Origin of the sequence: Nocardioides aurantiacus (assembly GCF_003752505.1) — a bacterium.
Classification (GTDB): Bacteria; Actinomycetota; Actinomycetes; order Propionibacteriales; family Nocardioidaceae; genus Marmoricola; species Marmoricola aurantiacus.
Genome location: NZ_RKHO01000001.1, coordinates 1,382,841 through 1,398,218, shown reverse-complemented (window position 1 = coordinate 1,398,218; position 15,378 = coordinate 1,382,841). Strand labels below are relative to the sequence as shown.

The 15,378-nt window shown below is 73.8% G+C and carries 16 protein-coding genes; 8 read left to right on the top strand and 8 right to left on the bottom strand.

The genetic code is table 11. From position 1 onward, the window contains the following. Both EDD33_RS06660 and EDD33_RS06655 read left to right on the top strand, forming a co-directional pair. Window positions 1-576 (top strand): hypothetical protein, encoded by a 576-nt coding sequence (locus EDD33_RS06660; protein ID WP_123389641.1) that lies wholly within the window; start codon window positions 1-3, stop codon window positions 574-576. Next, window positions 576-911 carry a hypothetical protein gene (locus EDD33_RS06655; RefSeq protein WP_123389640.1) on the top strand — a complete coding sequence of 112 codons (336 nt, stop codon included), beginning with the start codon at window positions 576-578 and terminating at the stop codon, window positions 909-911. The genes EDD33_RS06660 and EDD33_RS06655 overlap by 1 nt, the downstream gene beginning before the upstream one ends. A gap of 16 nt (window positions 912-927) precedes the next feature. Here the strand turns inward: EDD33_RS06655 and EDD33_RS06650 are convergent, their stop codons facing one another. Next, window positions 928-2,007: a DNA polymerase domain-containing protein gene (locus EDD33_RS06650; RefSeq protein WP_123389639.1), complete on the bottom strand. Its 1,080-nt coding sequence runs from the start codon at window positions 2,005-2,007 to the stop codon at window positions 928-930. Between the two features lie 253 nt (window positions 2,008-2,260). Between EDD33_RS06650 and EDD33_RS06645 the strand changes: the two genes are divergently transcribed. Beyond that, window positions 2,261-3,385, top strand: coding sequence for a CDP-glycerol glycerophosphotransferase family protein (locus tag EDD33_RS06645; RefSeq protein ID WP_123389638.1), 1,125 nt, complete (start codon window positions 2,261-2,263; stop codon window positions 3,383-3,385). A 66-nt stretch (window positions 3,386-3,451) separates the two neighbouring features. Here EDD33_RS06645 and EDD33_RS06640 read toward each other — a convergent pair whose 3' ends face one another. The 3 genes from EDD33_RS06640 to EDD33_RS06630 are packed head-to-tail and all read right to left on the bottom strand — an operon-like array spanning window position 3,452 to window position 6,211. After that, window positions 3,452-3,853 carry a hypothetical protein gene (locus EDD33_RS06640; RefSeq protein ID WP_123389637.1) on the bottom strand — a complete coding sequence of 134 codons (402 nt, stop codon included), beginning with the start codon at window positions 3,851-3,853 and terminating at the stop codon, window positions 3,452-3,454. Continuing rightward, window positions 3,850-5,046, bottom strand: a complete 1,197-nt coding sequence (locus EDD33_RS06635; protein ID WP_123389636.1) for a fatty acid desaturase family protein — start codon at window positions 5,044-5,046, stop codon at window positions 3,850-3,852. The genes EDD33_RS06640 and EDD33_RS06635 overlap by 4 nt, the downstream gene beginning before the upstream one ends. Window positions 5,047-5,101: 55 nt before the next feature. Further along, the gene (locus EDD33_RS06630) at window positions 5,102-6,211 is read right to left on the bottom strand and encodes a ferredoxin reductase (RefSeq protein ID WP_123389635.1); all 1,110 of its coding nucleotides are present in this window, start codon (window positions 6,209-6,211) and stop codon (window positions 5,102-5,104) included. Between the two features lie 117 nt (window positions 6,212-6,328). Here EDD33_RS06630 and msrB point away from each other — a divergent pair, with 117 nt between their 5' ends. After that, a complete protein-coding gene (gene msrB / locus EDD33_RS06625) occupies window positions 6,329-6,748 on the top strand; it encodes a peptide-methionine (R)-S-oxide reductase MsrB (protein WP_123389634.1) in 420 nt (139 codons plus the stop codon). A gap of 18 nt (window positions 6,749-6,766) precedes the next feature. On the opposite strand, the gene hemQ is transcribed toward msrB, so the two are convergent. Then, on the bottom strand, window positions 6,767-7,480 hold the full coding sequence (gene hemQ / locus EDD33_RS06620) for a hydrogen peroxide-dependent heme synthase (protein WP_123389633.1): 714 nt from the start codon (window positions 7,478-7,480) through the stop codon (window positions 6,767-6,769). Further along, window positions 7,477-8,877, bottom strand: coding sequence for a protoporphyrinogen oxidase (gene hemG, locus EDD33_RS06615; protein ID WP_123389632.1), 1,401 nt, complete (start codon window positions 8,875-8,877; stop codon window positions 7,477-7,479). The genes hemQ and hemG overlap by 4 nt, the downstream gene beginning before the upstream one ends. A 115-nt stretch (window positions 8,878-8,992) precedes the next feature. On the opposite strand from hemG, the gene EDD33_RS06610 reads away from it, so the two are divergent. Continuing rightward, window positions 8,993-9,937: a DUF4349 domain-containing protein gene (locus EDD33_RS06610; RefSeq protein ID WP_123389631.1), complete on the top strand. Its 945-nt coding sequence runs from the start codon at window positions 8,993-8,995 to the stop codon at window positions 9,935-9,937. 51 nt (window positions 9,938-9,988) lie between these two features. Here the strand turns inward: EDD33_RS06610 and hemE are convergent, their stop codons facing one another. Beyond that, complete coding sequence (gene hemE, locus EDD33_RS06605; protein WP_123389630.1) at window positions 9,989-11,041, bottom strand: uroporphyrinogen decarboxylase; 1,053 nt, start codon at window positions 11,039-11,041, stop codon at window positions 9,989-9,991. 69 nt (window positions 11,042-11,110) lie between these two features. On the opposite strand from hemE, the gene EDD33_RS06600 reads away from it, so the two are divergent. Then, window positions 11,111-11,710 (top strand): DUF3000 domain-containing protein, encoded by a 600-nt coding sequence (locus tag EDD33_RS06600; protein ID WP_123389629.1) that lies wholly within the window; start codon window positions 11,111-11,113, stop codon window positions 11,708-11,710. Continuing rightward, complete coding sequence (locus EDD33_RS06595; protein WP_123389628.1) at window positions 11,710-13,044, top strand: HRDC domain-containing protein; 1,335 nt, start codon at window positions 11,710-11,712, stop codon at window positions 13,042-13,044. Before EDD33_RS06600 ends, EDD33_RS06595 begins: the two co-directional genes overlap by 1 nt. Here EDD33_RS06595 and EDD33_RS06590 read toward each other — a convergent pair whose 3' ends face one another. Continuing rightward, window positions 13,045-14,448: an ABC transporter substrate-binding protein gene (locus tag EDD33_RS06590; protein WP_211332441.1), complete on the bottom strand. Its 1,404-nt coding sequence runs from the start codon at window positions 14,446-14,448 to the stop codon at window positions 13,045-13,047. Between the two features lie 136 nt (window positions 14,449-14,584). On the opposite strand from EDD33_RS06590, the gene EDD33_RS06585 reads away from it, so the two are divergent. After that, complete coding sequence (locus tag EDD33_RS06585) at window positions 14,585-15,196, top strand: hypothetical protein (RefSeq protein WP_123389626.1); 612 nt, start codon at window positions 14,585-14,587, stop codon at window positions 15,194-15,196. The last annotated feature ends 182 nt before the right edge of the window (window positions 15,197-15,378 follow it).

The window sequence follows — 15,378 nt, the reverse complement described above, 5'->3', positions numbered from 1 at the left end:
ATGACCGACCACACCCCCGACCCCGACGCACGCCGGCCCGGTGCGTCGTACGACGTGGTGGTGCTGGTCGAGCAGCCGCTGAGCCCCACCGACGTCAGCAACCTGGTCGCGCTGCACGAGGGCGTGGACGAGCCGGTCCGCTACCACGTGCTGCTGCCCGTCGAGGACCCCGCCGCCCGCGTCGAGAGCGCGATCGGCGCGCTCGGCACCGGCGAGATGCTGACCAGCCCACCCGTGCTCGTCGACGCCGAGGCTGCCGAGGAGCTGCGCCACGACGTCCGGGAGCGCTGCGACGCCGACGTCGCCGCGGCCGTCGCGTCGCTCGAGGGCACCGGGGCCCGGGCGGTTGGCCTGGCCGTCACCGGCGAGCCGGTCGACGCGCTGGTGCGGCGGGCCGGCGAGGTCGACGCCCGCGAGGTCATCGTGCTCACCCGGCCGCACGTGGTGGCCGAGCTGTTCCACGTCGACTGGACCTCCCGCGCGCGCCGCAAGCTCGGCGTCCCGGTCCTCCACCTGCTCGAGCACGAGAGCTTCGAGGAGCAGGCCGGCGACGGCGAGGGGATCTCGGGGTTCTGATGGCACTGTTCCGCAGGAAGCCCGAGGTGCAGCCGGCCGTCGAGGACCTCGAGACCGCCTCCGTGGTCGTCGCGGGCCACGACCTCGCACTGCGCGACGTGGTCGTCGGGGCGCGCGTCGACCGGGGACGCCTCGGTGTCGAGGTCCACCACCCGGTCTTCGCCGACCTCGGCCCCGACCACCGCGACGAGGCGGCCAAGGCCGTCCTCGCCGCGACGCTCGGGCTGCCGCTCGCCGCTCAGGTGGTGGCCGAGGTCGTCCCGGCCACCCAAACCCCCATCGACAGCTTCGGCCTCCCGGCGCTGCGCTCGTTCGTGGAGAGCCTCACCGGCTGAGGTCGCACCGCGACGCTCAGTCCGCCACGCGGTTGCCGTCGTCGTCCCAGTGCGAGGCGACCTTCTTCGACGGCTGCACCCGGGGCGGCTCGCCGGGCATCTTGGGGTAGTCGGGCGGGTAGTTGGCCTCCCCCTCCCCCGACTCCTCGTAGAGCCGCAGCAGCGGCTCCAGCGAGTGCGCGGTGTCGTCGATGCCGGCCCACGGGTCGCCGTCGGCGAGCCGGTCGGGCACCGAGAACAGGTGGAGGTCGCGGGGGTCGGTGAGCCCGGCGAGCTCCTTCCACGTGACGGGCGTGGAGACGGGGGCACCGGGCCTGGGCCGCAGCGAGTACGCCGAGGCGATCGTGCGGTCGCGGGCGTTCTGGTTGAAGTCGACGAAGATCCGCTCGCCGCGCTCCTCCTTCCACCACCGGGTCGTCACGCCCTCGTCGCGCTGCTCCAGCGCCCGGCCGAAGCCGATCGCGGCGTGGCGGACGTCGACGAAGTCCCAGCGCGGCTCGATGCGGACGTAGACGTGCACGCCCCGGTTGCCGCTGGTCTTGGGGTAGCCGGTGATGCCGAGCTCCTCGAGCAGCTCGCGCGCGACGCCGGCGACCCGGACGGCGTCGGTGAAGGTCGTGCCCGGCTGGGGGTCGAGGTCGATGCGCAGCTCGTCGGGGTGGTCGTTGTCGCCGCTGCGCGTGGGCCACGGATGGAAGGTGATCGTGCCCATCTGGGCGCACCAGCCGACGGTGGCGAGGTTGGTCACGCAGACCTCCTCGGCGGGGCGGCCGCTGGGGAAGGCGACGCGGGCCGTCCCGACGTACGGCGGAGCGCCCCTGGGCACCCGCTTGGAGTAGAACGCGTCGCTCTTGTCGCCGCGGCCGGTCGCGAGGGTGATGCCCTCGTGCACCCCGGTGGTCCACCGCTCCAGCGCCACCGGCCGGTCCTCCAGGGCGCGCAGGATGCCGTCACGGACGGCGACGTAGTACTCCACCACCTGCAGCTTGGTGACCTCGGGCGTGCGGTCCGTCGCCGGGTAGACCACCCGGTCGGGACTGGTGACCCGCACCTCGTGGTCGTCGGCCGCGACGATCGCAGGAGGAGTGGCCACCAGCCCAACCTAGTAGCACTCGCCCCCTGCGGTCGCCCGACACTGCATAATCGGTCCGTCGTGCTCCCGGTCGCACCAGACCGACCTCCCGCGCTCCGCCCCCGAGCAGAAAGCCACGGTCACCGTGCCCTCTTCCTCCCGCGCCGCGGCGCGCGCGAGCCGTCTCCGCGCACAGGTGCGAGCGCGGTTCGTAGGTGCCGCAGGCACTCGCTCACGGTGGCTGAGCCGGCTCCTGACCTGGGCCACCCTGACGTCGATGAGGTCCGTCCGGCCGCGTCGTCACGCCGTCGTCCACGGTGTCCCCGACCGGGAGGGCAACGCGGTGGAGGTGCTGCGCCACCTGCTGCAGCACTACGACGGCGAGGTCTACTGGCTGGTGGCCTCCGACGGCAGCGACGCCACCTGGATGCTCGCGGACCTCGACCGCTCACGCCTGCACCCGGTCCCGAAGCGTTCGCTGCGCGCCTTCCACCGCTACGTGACGGCTGAGCTGGTGTTCTTCACCCACGGCCTCTTCGGCTCGCCACCACCGCCCGCCGACCGCACCGTCGTCAACGTCTGGCACGGCGACGGCCCCAAGCGGACGGCCAACTCCGCGTTCCGGGCACAGCTGTCGTCCACCTACCTGGTGGCGGGCACCGAGCAGTTCGGGCGCAGCAAGGCCGCGGGGCTCGGGATGTCGCCCTCGGCCCTGCTGGTGACGGGCAACCCGCGCGTCGACCAGATGGGGCGCCCCGTGGCCCCGGCGGCCCTCGCCGCCCTGGGCCTGGACCCCGCCGCGCCCGTGGTGGTGTGGGCGCCGACCTACCGTGAGTCCGGCGGCGGCGAGGGGCAGTCGTGGTCGGACTCCGGCCGGCTGAGCACCCGCGCCGACCTGCTGGAGGACCTGCGTGCCGCCGACGACCTCGTACGCCGCCTGGGCGGCCAGATCGTCGTGAAGCCGCACATGCTCGACGCCGACGACTACGCGACGGGGGGCTTCCGCGTCATCACCGACGCCGACCTCGCGGCCGCCCAGGTCTCCTTCTACGGGCTGCTGGGCCACTCGCGCTGCCTCGTCACGGACTACAGCAGCATCTGGACCGACTACCTCACGCTGGACCGACCGATCGGCCACTTCTGCCCCGACCTGGAGGAGTACCAGCTCGGGCGCGGGTTCAACGTCACCGACTTCGCCGGTTCGCTGGCCGGCCCCCTGCTCCAGGACCGGACGTCCCTGCTCGGCTTCCTGCAGGAGGTGCTGGACGGCGGCGACCCCGAGGGCGAGCGCCGCGAGCGGGTGGCGACCGAGATCGGCGCCGTGACCGCCCTCGGGGCCACGGAGCGGCTGATGGCCGCTCTCGGGCACCCGGCCCTGCGCACCCCGCACGCGCGCACCTAGGACGACGACGACGCGCCGACCCCCGGGGGCGTCCCGGGGATCGGCGCGTCGTGCGGTGCCGGTGGCTCAGGCCACCGTCTGGCTGTGCTGCTCGAGGATCGAGTTGGGCGAGAACACCGGGCGGCGGTCCTCCGCGTCGGCGTTCTGGCGCACGAACTCGAAGCCCGAGGTCGTCACCATCACCCAGCTCTCCGGCTGCGTCGGGTGTCCCAGCGAGGCGCTCCAGCTCGGAGCCCAGTGCTCGAGCGCGTGCTCGGCGCACGCCCGGTGGGTCGGCGGGAAGTGGAACGCGTTGCGCTCCAGCTCCTCGCCGCTCCCCACGAAGGCCACGGGACGGTCCAGCGACAGGGCGCAGACACCGCAGATGCGGCTGAGCGCGCACTGCGTCACCCGCTTCTTGTCCAGGCCCAGGTCCCCCATGCTCGCGAACGGCAGCTCGCCGATCCCGGTGCGGGGTTGATCGATCATGCAGAGGCCCGGCTGGTCCAGGTGCCGGTCTCCGTACGACGCGTCGGGCGCTCGGAGTCCTTCTTGCGGCCCCGCGGCACCTCGATCGAGTCCGCCGAGTCGTGGCGGGCCGGCTTGGTGAACTTGTTGGGCAGCGAGAGCTTCATGATCGTGCGCAGCGCCTGGCCGTACTGGCGGTGCAGCGGACCGGTCGTGTAGGGCACGCCGTACTTCTCGCACAGCGGCCGCACCCGGTCGCTGATCTCGCCGTAGCGGTTGCTGGGGAGGTCGGGGAACAGGTGGTGCTCGATCTGGTAGCCGAGGTTGCCCGACATGATGTGCAGCAGCGGGCCGCCCTGGAAGTTGGCCGAGCCCAGCATCTGGCGGAGGTACCACTCCGCGCGGGTCTCGTCCTCGATCTCCTCCTCGGAGAAGTGGAGCGCACCGTCGGGGAAGTGGCCGCAGAAGATAATCATGTAGGACCACAGGTTGCGGCTCAGGTTGGCCAGGGCGTTAGCCTTGGCGGTCTGGATCGCGGCGGGCCCGGTCAGCAGCGGGAAGAGGATGTAGTCCTTGCCGACCTGGCGACGCACCTTCACGCCGATCTGCTTGAGCTGCTTCTTCATCACCTCCGGGTCCTTCTGGCCCTTGCGGATCGACTCGATGTCGAGGTCGTGGAGCGCGACGCCCCACTGGAACAGCGAGGCGAGCAGCGCGTTGTAGATCGGCTGCCCGAGGTTGACGATGTTCCACTTCTGCTCGCGGGCCATCCGCAGGATGCCGTAGCCGATGTCGTTGTCGTGGCCGAGCACGTTGGTGAACTGGTGGTGCACGTAGTTGTGGCTGTGCTTCCACTGCTCACCGGGCTGCGCGGTGTCCCAGTCCCAGGTGCTGGAGTGGATCTCGGGGTCGTTCATCCAGTCCCACTGGCCGTGCATGACGTTGTGGCCGATCTCCATGTTCTCGAGGATCTTGGCCACGCCGAGCATCGCGGCGCCGGCGAAGAAGGCCGGCTTCCACTTGCTGGCGAACAGCGTGATCCGGCCGGCCGTGGCCAGGCGGCGCTGGATGGTGATCATGCGGTTGATGTACGCCGCGTCGTCGGCGTTGCGCGACTCCTCGATGTCCGCGCGGACCTGGTCGAGCTCGCGACCCAGCTCCTCCACCTCCTCGGGGGAGAGATGGGTGTACTCCTTCACATCGGCGATGGCCATGTGTGCGACTCCTTCATCGGTGGTGCAGGTGGGCGTGCGGGGCGAGCCGGGTGGCTCAGATGTCGAGCTTGCAGTCGCCGGCGAGAGCCGTGACGCAGGTCTGGATCGAGACGTTGGGGCCGTTGTACTCGTCGCCGTTGCGCAGGTCGCGCACGGTGCCCTCGGCGAGCGTGAGGGTGCAGGTGTGGCAGATGCCCATGCGGCAGCCGTAGGGCAGGCCGAGGCCGGCCTCCTCCCCCGCCTCGAGCACGGTCTTGGCACCGTCGACCTCGATCTCCTTGTGGGAGTTGGTGAAGGTCAGGGTGCCGCCCTCGGCGCCGTCGCCGCCGAGGTCGAGGGAGAAGCGCTCGAGGTGCAGGTGGTCCTCGAGACCGGCGGACTCCCAGTGCTCGTCGCAGGCGTCGAGCATGGGCGCGGGACCGCAGGCGTAGGTCTCGCGCTCCTTCCAGTCGGGGCAGACCCGGTCGAGGTCGGACATCTCCAGGATGCCGTCCTCGTCGGTGTGCTGCAGGTGCAGCCGCAGGCCCTCGTGCTTCTCGCTGAGCTGCCGGAGCTCGTCACGGAAGATCATCCGGTCCTCGGTGGGCGAGCTGTAGGCCAGCACCACGTCGGGCATCGTGTCGCGACGGTCGAGCGTGCGGAGCATGGACATCACCGGGGTGATGCCGCTGCCGCCGACGAGGAAGAACAGCTTGGCCGGCGGCGGGTCGGGCAGGACGAAGTCGCCGTTGGGGGCGGCCAGGCGCAGGATCGTGCCGGGCTCCAGGCCCGAGACCAGGTGCTCGGAGAGGAAGCCCTCGGGCATGGCGCGCACCGTGATGGCGATGGTGCGGCCGGTGCGCTTGGGCGGCGAGGACACCGAGTAGGAGCGCCAGTGGAACTTGCCCTCGACCTGGATGCCGATGCCGACGTACTGGCCCGGCACGTGGTCGTAGTGCCAGCCCCACCCGGGGCGGATCACGATCGTGGCGGCGTCGTCGGTCTCGGGGACCACCTTCTCGATGCGTCCGCGCAGCTCGCGCGCGGTCCACAGCGGGTTGATGAGGGACAGGTAGTCGTCCGGGTGCAGCGGCGTGGTCAGTCCGGCACCGATCTTGCGGATGTTGGACCACGGGAGCTTGCTCGCCGCCCCCGTCACCTTCTCGGGCACTCGTTCAGCCACCATCTACGACGTCCTCTTCCTTGGCCGGGTGTCCGTTTGAGTGAACAGATGTCCACTGCAGAGGTCAATACCCTGTGTGGCGGATTTCACCGCTTGGGCGCCGAGATTATCGTTGGCGGCATGACTTATCAGGTGAACAAGAGCGATGCCGACTGGAAGGCCGAGCTCACCCCGGAGGAGTTCCGCGTGCTGCGCCAGGCCGGCACCGAGGCGCCGTACGTCGGGGAGTACACCGACACCAAGACCGTCGGCGTCTACCGCTGCCGGGCGTGCTCGGCGGAGCTGTTCCGCTCCGAGACCAAGTTCGACTCCCACTGCGGCTGGCCGTCGTTCTACGCCCCCCTCGCCGAGGACCGGGTGGAGTACCTCGAGGACCGTTCCTTCGGCAGCGTCCGCACCGAGGTGCGCTGCGCGACCTGCGGCTCGCACCTGGGCCACGTGTTCTCCGGCGAGGGCTACGGCACTCCCACCGACCAGCGCTACTGCATCAACTCGGTCAGCATGACCCTCGACGCCGAGCCCGGTCCCGAGGACGCCTGAGCCGAGCGCGCGCCGCCCTCAGGGCAGCGCGGTGACCAGCTCGGTCGGGGTGCGGCGCCGGCCGGTGTAGAAGGGCAGCTCCTCGCGCACGTGGCGCCGCGCGGTCGAGCCGCGCAGGTGGCGCATCAGGTCGACGATGCGGTGCAGCTCGTCGGCCTCGAAGGCCAGCAGCCACTCGTAGTCGCCGAGCGCGAAGCTCGCGACGGTGTTGGCCCGCACGTCGGGGAAGCCGCGCGCCATCTGGCCGTGCTCCGCGAGCATGGCGCGGCGCTCGGAGTCCTCGAGGAGGTACCACTCGTAGGACCGCACGAACGGGTAGACGCAGACGTAGTCACGCGCGTCCTCGCCGGCCAGGAACGCCGGAATGTGGCTCTTGTTGAACTCCGCGGGGCGGTGCAGCGCCACCTGGGACCACACCGGCGCCAGGCGGCGGCCGAACCGGGTCGCCCGCAGCTGGTGGTAGGCGGCCTGCAGCTGCTCGACGGTCTCGGCGTGCCACCACACCATCACGTCGGCGTCGGCGCGCAGCCCGGCCACGTCGTACAGGCCGCGGACCACGACGTCGCCGGCCTCGAGCTTGGCCACCAGCTCGTCGAGCTCGCGGGCCTCGACCTCGCGGTCGGCCTCGCCGCCGAGCAGGTCGCGCAGCGAGAAGACCGACCACATCGTGTAGCGGATCGTGTCGTTCAGCTCGCGTGCCTTCTTGCCCTGCGACTTCTGCTCCTCGGTCATGGCTCCATTGTGTCAAGCCGCAGAAGCACCTCGGCCACCGCCAGCTCGGCCGAGGCGATGCAGGCCGGCACACCCACCCCGTCGTACGCCGAGCCGCACACCGCCAGCCCCGGGACCCGCCCGACCTCGCGCCGCACCGACGCCACCCGCTCGAGGTGGCCCACGGCGTACTGCGGCAGCGCCCCGCCCCACCGCTGCACGTGCACGTCGACCGGGTGCACGGTCGTGCCGATCGCGGCGCCCAGGTCGGCGACCGCCAGCGCGGCCAGCTCCTCGTCGGGCCGCTGCAGCACCTGCTCCTCCCGGTGACGCCCCAGCGAGCAGCGCAGCAACAGCAGCCCGTCGGCCGCGCCCGCCTCCCGGACCCAGGACCACTTCGCGAACGAGAAGGTGGAGGCCTTGATGTGGTGGCCGTCGACCGGCGGCACCAGGAAGCCCGAGCCCGCGACGGCCGGCAGGTCGACCTCGCGCACGGCGAGCGTGACGATCGCGACCGAGGCGTACTCCAGCCGGGCCAGGGTCAGCGCCGCCGCGGGGGCGACGTCGCTGAGCAGGCGCGCGGTCGCCCGCGCCGGGGTGGCCAGCACGACGGCGTCCGCCCGGAGCAGCTCGGGGTCGTGGGCCGAGCCGACGACGAGGTGCCACCCGCCACCGGGGCGACGGGCGAGGTCGCGGACGGTCGCACCGGTCCGGACGACGACGCCGGCGGCGGTGGCGGCCTCGGCCACGGCGAGCGGCAGCCGCCCCACTCCCCCGCGCAGGCCGGCGAAGACCGGGGCGGCCAGCGGCTGGTCGGCCGGGGGCAGCGCGTCCCTCGCCGCCCGCGAGAGGGCCCGGTCGCGGCCGAGCAGCGCCACGACCTGGGGCACCGCCGCACGGGCGGAGATCTCCCGGGCGTGGCCGGCGTACACCCCACCGAGGAGCGGCTCCACGAGCCGGTCGACGACCTCGGCACCGAGCCGCTCCTCGACCAGCCGGCCGACGCTCACGTCGTCCTCGCCCAGGTCGGTGGCGGGCAGCACCCCGTCGAGCGCGGCCCGGGCGACCCCGGCGGTCGACAGCACGCCGTCCAGCGCCCGGAGGTCGGTCGGCACCCCCATCAGGGTGCGCGGCATCCGCACCAGCCGCCCGCGGTTCCACAGGTGGGCCGTCGTCGTCGCGGGGTGCACCAGGTCGGCGCCCAGGCCGACCTCGCGGGCCAGACCGGTCGCCTCGGGCCGGCGGTGCAGCACCGCCTCGGCCCCGACGTCGACCGCGACGCCGCCGACCTCCTCGACCCGCAGGCTGCCGCCGAGGCGCGGCGAGGACTCGAGCACGGTCACCGCGACGCCGGGGCGCAGCGTCCGCAGCCGGTGCGCGGCCGCCAGGCCGGAGACGCCGCCGCCGACGACGACCACGTGGGGGGGGCACGGTGGGGCGGTCGGGCACCTCGCCAGCGTGGCACACCCACGGCGTACGACGACCTGCGCACCGGGTGGGGAACCGGTCGGGCGTCGACTGCGTCACACCGGCATGACACGCACCCGCACCGCCGCCCGTCCCTCCCGCCTGCTGCTGCTGGCGCCCCTGGCGCTGCTGCTGCTGGTGCTCACCGGCTGCGGCCCGGGCGGGGGCTCGTCGGGATCGGGAACCGACTCCGCGGGCGGGTCCACCGCGGACCCGCGCTCGGGGCCGTCCTCGACGGACAGCGGGACCACGACCGAGGAGGTGGCGCCCGGTGCGCCGGACGACGGCCGCTCGGTCGTGGGCGCCTCCGCCGCACGACCCGCCCTGGAGCGCGCGGTGGTGGCCACGGGCGAGGTGAGCGTCGTCGCCGACGACGTCGGGACCGCCCGCGACGAGGCGCTGCGGCTGACCCGGGGGTGGGGCGGGCTGGTCGCCGACGAGCAGACCAGCAGCGACGACCGCGGGCGTCCGACGGACTCCACCCTGGTGCTGCGCGTGCCCACCCCCCGCTTCTCCCCGGCGCTGGAGGACCTCGCCGGCCTCGGCCGGGTGGTCCACCAGACCCGCAGCGCCGAGGACGTCACGACCCAGGTGGTCGACACCCAGGCCCGGGTGCGGGCCGCCGAGCGCAGCATCCGCAGCATCGAGCGGCTGCTCTCCCGGGCCGTGGAGCTCGGCGACGTCATCCGCATCGAGTCCGACCTGGCCCGCCGCCAGGCCGACCTCGACTCGCTGAAGCAGCAGCAGGCCTACCTCGCCGACCAGACCTCGCTGAGCACCATCACGCTCCACCTCCAGCGCACGGCCGCGGACGAGCCGGCCCGCGAGGAGACCCGGGGCTTCCTCGCCGGTCTCGACGCCGGCTGGGACGCGATGGCCGGCTCCGCCGTGGCGCTGGCGACCGTGGTCGGGGCGCTGCTGCCGTTCGCCGCCCTGCTCGCGCTGCTCGGGCTGCCGGTGGTGCTGGCGCTGCGTCGCCGACGCACCCAGGGCGTGACGGCCGGGGTGTGACGGCCGGGGTGTGACGGCCGGGGTGTGACGGCCGGGGTGTGACGGCCGGGATCAGCGCGCGGAGACCTCGTGCACGAAGTCGGTGAGCCGGGCGAGCTGGTCGGGGTCGGTGGCGGGGATGACGCCGTGGCCCAGGTTGAACACGTGTCCGGGTGCGCTGCGGCCCACCTCGACGACCTCGCGGGCGCGCTCGAGCATCACCTCGGTGGGGGCGAAGACGAGGGTCGGGTCGAGGTTGCCCTGCACGGCCCGGCCCCCGGCCCGGGCGATGCCCGCCTCGAGCGGCACCCGCCAGTCGACGCCCACGACGTCGGCGCCGGCCTCCCCCATGAGGTCGAGGATCTCGCCGGTGCCGACACCGAAGTGGATCCGCGGCACCCCGGTCGCACCGATGCGCTCCAGGACCTGCGTCGACCACGGGAGCACGTGCCGGGCGTAGTCGTCACGCGAGAGCGCGCCGGCCCACGAGTCGAAGAGCTGGACGGCCGAGGCGCCGGCGTCGACCTGCACCTCGAGGTAGGCAGCGGCGATGCCGGAGATCTTGCGCATCAGCGCCTCCCAGACCTCGGGGGCGCCGAACATCATCGCCTTGGTGCGGGCGTGGTCCTTGGACGGCCCGCCCTCGACGAGGTACGACGCGACGGTGAACGGCGCGCCGGCGAACCCGATGAGCGGCGTCGCGCCCAGCTCGCCCACCAGCCGCTGCACCGACGCGGTGACGAAGTCGACGTGGGCCGGCGTCAGGTCGGGGATCGCCGCCACGTCGGCCAGCGTCTCCACCGGGTGGGCGACGACGGGACCGACGCCCGGGGTGATGTCGAGGTCGACACCGACGGCCTTGAGCGGCAGCACGATGTCGGAGAAGAAGATGGCCGCGTCGACGCCGTAGCGGCGTACGGGCTGCAGCGTGATCTCGACGACCAGGTCGGGCTCCATGCAGGACTCCAGCATGGTGGTGCCCTCGCGGAGCTTGCGGTACTCCGGCAGCGAGCGGCCCGCCTGGCGCATGAACCACACCGGGGTGTGCGGCACCGGCTCGCGACGCGCCGCCCGGAGGAAGGCGGAGTCGTGCACGGCGGGGTCGGTCGTGGAGGCAGCGGGCATGGTCCGATCCTCCCAGGTCAGGCGGCGAGTCGAGACACGGGTCGGCGCCTCTCGGCCTACCCTGAGGCCATGGCGGCACCCGACCACCCACGCCTCGAGCCGGCCGCGGCGCCCCCGGACTTCCGGCGGGCCGTGACCCAGCTTCAGGCTGCGCGCTTCCGCCCCGAGCTCTTCGTGGAGCAGATGCCCGCTCCCCAGCGGATCGCCCCCCACGCCTCCGCGCTGTCCGCCGACGTCACCGTCGCCGGCGAGGACGTCGGCTCCGGCCGCCTGGTGGTGCTCCACGACCCCGCCGGCAACGACGCCTGGGACGGCACCTTCCGCTGCGTGGTCTACGCCCGCGCCGAGATCGATCCCGAGCTGGTCACCGACCCGCTGCTGGCCGAGGTCGGCTGGAGCTGGCTGGTCGAGGCGCTCGACGCGCACGGTGCGACCTACTCCGCCCCCTCGGGCAGCGTCACCTGCGTGTCCTCGGAGAGCTTCGGCGGGATGGCCGAGGAGCCCGCGACCGCGCAGCTGGAGATCCGCGCCTCGTGGTCGCCCAGCGGCGACCTGACCCCCCACGTCGAGGCCTGGGGCGAGCTGCTGTGCACCGCGGTCGGGCTCCCGCCGGTGCCCGAGGGCATCGCCGTGATGCCGTCGCGCCGCGGACAGCGTGGCCCCGCCTGATGCCGACGGAGCCCCAGACCGCCCCCACCGACGAGGCCGGGACGACTCCCCCGCCCGAGCCGCTCGCACCGCCCGAGCCGCCTCCGTTGCTGACGCTGCGCGACGGCCTGCCCGACATCACCGAGACCCCGGACGCCCTGGCCGAGGTCGTGCGCCGCGTGGCCGCCGGCACCGGTCCGGTCGCCCTCGACGCCGAGCGGGCGTCGGGCTACCGCTACTCCTCGCGCGCCTACCTGATCCAGCTGCGCCGCGAGGGCAGCGGGAGCGCGCTGATCGACCCCATCGCCTTCGACGACCTGGCCGACCTCGACGCCGCCATCGGCGACGCCGAGTGGATCCTGCACGCGGCCAGCCAGGACCTGCCGTGCCTGCGCGAGCTGGGGCTGGAGCCGCGGGCGCTGTTCGACACCGAGCTCGCCGCGCGGCTGCTGGGCTACCCGCGCGTCGGGCTGGCCACGCTGGTCGAGGTGATCATGGACCGCACGATGCGCAAGGAGCACTCGGCGGTCGACTGGTCCAAGCGCCCGCTGCCCACGCCGTGGCTGGAGTACGCCGCCCTCGACGTCGAGGTGCTCGTCGAGCTGCGCGACGTCCTCGCCGCCGAGCTGGCCGAGCAGGGCAAGGAGCGCTGGGCCGCCGAGGAGTTCCAGCACCTCGTCGACCACGTGCCCGCCCCGCGCGCCGAGCCGTGGCGCCGCACCTCGGGCATCCACAAGGCCAAGGGACGCCGCGGCCTGGCCGCGGTCCGCGAGCTGTGGACCGTCCGCGACCAGATCGCCGAGCAGCGCGACACCACCCCGGGCCGGCTGATCCCCGACGCCGCGATGATCGCCGCCGCCAACGCCATGCCCACCAGCCGCTCCGCGCTGCTCGACACCCCGGGCTTCCACGGCCGCGGCGCCCGCCGCTTCGCCGACCGCTGGCTGGGCGCCCTCGAGGCCGCCCGCCAGATCCCCGACCAGCAGCTCCCGCCGCTCACGATGCGCAGCGACGCTCCTCCGGCCCCCCGGGTGTGGGCCGAGCGCGACCCGGTCGCGGCCGGGCGGCTGGCCCGGGCGCGCGACCTGGTCTCGGCGTACGCCGAGGAGCACCGCGTGCCGATCGAGAACCTGCTGACCCCCGACTACCTGCGACGGGTGATGTGGAAGCCTCCGGTCGCGCCGGACGCCGACGCCGCGACCGTGCAGACGGCCGTCGCCGAGGAGCTGCGCCGCCTCGGTGCCCGCGCCTGGCAGGTCGAGATCACCGCGCCGATGCTGGCCGAGGCGGTGCTGGACCCGCGTCCGGCCACCCCGCCGTCGGCCCCGGACGCCCCGGTTGCCCCCGCGGAGTAGTCAGTCGCTGGGCGACGGCGCCGGGCTGGACGAGGAGTCGGTCGAGGGGCTCTCGGAGGCCGCCTCCGGGTCCAGGAACGGCACCGACGCGTCGTCGATGGCGCTCAGCCGCTCCTCGAGCGGGTCGATCACGGGCAGGTAGAACAGGTCGTCCAGCGCCCCGGTCAGCGAGGACTCCAGCTCGCTCCACGACGCGGTCGCGGGCAGCAGCTGCACGTCGCGCACCTCGCGCAGGAACACCTGCGAGTTGAGCGGGCGCTGCCCGGCCTGCAGGAACGCCTCGTCGTCGAGGCTCGCGGTGTTGGCCGGCATCACGTAGCCGGTGGCGGCCAGCGCGTCCTGCGCGGACTGCGAGGTGAGCGCGGCCAGGAAGTCGGCCGCCCCGGCCTCGTCGGTGGAGTCCGCGGAGATGCAGGCACCGGTGATGCTGGCGATGGTCGCGCCGCTGTTGACCACCGGCAGCGGCATCACGTCGAAGGTGAGGCTCGGGTCGCGACGCAGCTCCGCGGTGAGGTCGCGGTAGCCCAGCATCATCCCGAGCTGGCCGGCCTTGAACCGGGCCAGCGCCGAGCGCCGCTCGAGCGCGTCCTGGCCGAAGGTCAGGCCCGGGTCGCGCACGACCTCCAGCAGCCGCTCCAGGGCGTCACGGCTGGCGTCGTCGGACAGCGTCAGGGTGGTGGGGTCGACCTGGTCGTCGACGACCTCGCCGCCGCCGGACCACACGAACGGCGCGATCTGCTCCAGCGTCGGCTCGACGTGGAGACCGCGTACGCCGGGACGACGGGGCTGCGCCGCGGCCCGGCCGAACTCGCCGATCGTCCAGCCGCGCTCGGCGGTGATCTCCGCCCGGCCCTCGTCGGCGATCTGGTCGAGCTCGATCAGCTGCGGGTTGTAGTAGACGACCAGCGGCGAGACGTCGACCGGCATGCACTGCAGCGCGGCCTGGTCGCTGAAGGCCGCCAGGCCGACCCGGGAGAAGCCGTCGCCGAAGTCGACCTCGCGGGCGGCGAGCAGGTCGTCGACGCGGCGTACGGCCTCGTCCTCGACGAGCGTGCCGAGGTCCTGCCGGTCGGCGAGGAACAGGTCGGGGGCGGTGCCGGCCTCGCGGGCATTCGCGACCGCCGCGGACGCGCGCTGGCGGTCGGGGTAGGCGGTGACCTCGACCCGGGTGTCGGGGTGGTCGGCGTTCCACTGCTCGGCGAGACCGCGGTAGGCGTCGGTGACCGCCTCGGGCCCGTAGACGGTGAAGTCGAGGACACCGTCGTCGGAGGCGCTGGCGCTGGGGCTGGGGTCGGCCTCCGGTGGCTCCTGCTCCTCGGAGGTGCAGCCGCCCGCGAACGCCGCCACGGCGACGAGGGCCACCACGCCGGCGACCGAGCGGCGTACCGACGACGCGTCCACCATCTGCGAGTCCCCTTCCCCGGGCGCGGCCGGACGGCCACGCGGCCGCCACGATATCGGCCCGCTCACGCCGGGGGTCGGCCCCATGCCGCGACCCCCTCCGGCGCGACCTCGCGGGCGGGGCGGCCAGGATGGGCGGATGAGCGAGCGTCCCCACCACCGGCCGTCGCTGCCCGGTGCCCGCCACTTCGAGGCCATCGAGAGCGAGGTCGACCCGGCGACGATGACCGAGGCGGCCGAGCGGGCCGCGACCGCGCTGGTGCGCGGCGCCCGCCGGGCCGGGGACGCCGACCTGGTGGCGCGCGTCGTGCGCCTGGCCGACACCGAGGGCCTCGAGACGCTCGCCGAGCTCTGGTCCGGGGCCGCGGCCGACTCCCTCGCCGGGGCGCTGTGGCGGCTCTACCTGCTCCGCAGCTGGGTGTACGCCGACCCCGAGACCGCCGCCGCCGAGTTCGACCGCGGCCGTCGGCACGTGCCGGTCGCCGAGGCGATCTCCGGGGTGGTCGAGCCGCCGGGGCCCGACGAGGTGCGGGCGCTGGTCGACCAGGTGCTGGGCGGCGTCGTCGAGGGCGACTTCGCCGACACGCTGTTCCGGGCGGCGGCGTTCGCCCGGGTGGCCGCGGCCGGCCGGGTGGACGAGTCGCGCGGCGGGGCGTCGTACGCCACGGACGTGTCGGCCTCGCGGCTGCTCACGCTGTCGGACCAGCTCGAGCGGGCCGGTCGCCTCGAGCTCACGGGCCAGCTCGGCTGAGCGCCGGCCGTCCCTGCGGCGCGGTGTGAACATCGTCGCCCCCGATGGGCGTGTGCGACGCCGGGTCCGCTTGTAGGGTGAGCAGTGCGTCGGGCCGCGGCAGCCCCGGGTCCCACATTTAGCCGCTACGAGCGGCCACGCGCCGTGAGGCGCTCCCGGCCCGACGCCCTACTTCGAAGGCG

Bases quoted from the DNA above. Each gene is read 5' to 3' on its own strand.
- hemQ (WP_123389633.1), bottom strand. From the start codon at position 7,480: ATGACCGAGGAGCAGAAGTCGCAGGGCAAGAAGGCACGCGAGCTGAAC.
- msrB (WP_123389634.1), top strand. From the start codon at position 6,329: ATGACTTATCAGGTGAACAAGAGCGATGCCGACTGGAAGGCCGAGCTC.
- EDD33_RS06635 (WP_123389636.1), bottom strand. From the start codon at position 5,046: ATGGCCATCGCCGATGTGAAGGAGTACACCCATCTCTCCCCCGAGGAG.
- EDD33_RS06660 (WP_123389641.1), top strand. From the start codon at position 1: ATGACCGACCACACCCCCGACCCCGACGCACGCCGGCCCGGTGCGTCG.
- hemE (WP_123389630.1), bottom strand. From the start codon at position 11,041: ATGCCCGCTGCCTCCACGACCGACCCCGCCGTGCACGACTCCGCCTTC.
- EDD33_RS06655 (WP_123389640.1), top strand. From the start codon at position 576: ATGGCACTGTTCCGCAGGAAGCCCGAGGTGCAGCCGGCCGTCGAGGAC.
- EDD33_RS06630 (WP_123389635.1), bottom strand. From the start codon at position 6,211: ATGGTGGCTGAACGAGTGCCCGAGAAGGTGACGGGGGCGGCGAGCAAG.
- EDD33_RS06610 (WP_123389631.1), top strand. From the start codon at position 8,993: ATGACACGCACCCGCACCGCCGCCCGTCCCTCCCGCCTGCTGCTGCTG.
- EDD33_RS06590 (WP_211332441.1), bottom strand. From the start codon at position 14,448: ATGGTGGACGCGTCGTCGGTACGCCGCTCGGTCGCCGGCGTGGTGGCC.
- EDD33_RS06595 (WP_123389628.1), top strand. From the start codon at position 11,710: ATGCCGACGGAGCCCCAGACCGCCCCCACCGACGAGGCCGGGACGACT.
- EDD33_RS06640 (WP_123389637.1), bottom strand. From the start codon at position 3,853: ATGATCGATCAACCCCGCACCGGGATCGGCGAGCTGCCGTTCGCGAGC.
- EDD33_RS06600 (WP_123389629.1), top strand. From the start codon at position 11,111: ATGGCGGCACCCGACCACCCACGCCTCGAGCCGGCCGCGGCGCCCCCG.
- EDD33_RS06585 (WP_123389626.1), top strand. From the start codon at position 14,585: ATGAGCGAGCGTCCCCACCACCGGCCGTCGCTGCCCGGTGCCCGCCAC.
- EDD33_RS06645 (WP_123389638.1), top strand. From the start codon at position 2,261: ATGAGGTCCGTCCGGCCGCGTCGTCACGCCGTCGTCCACGGTGTCCCC.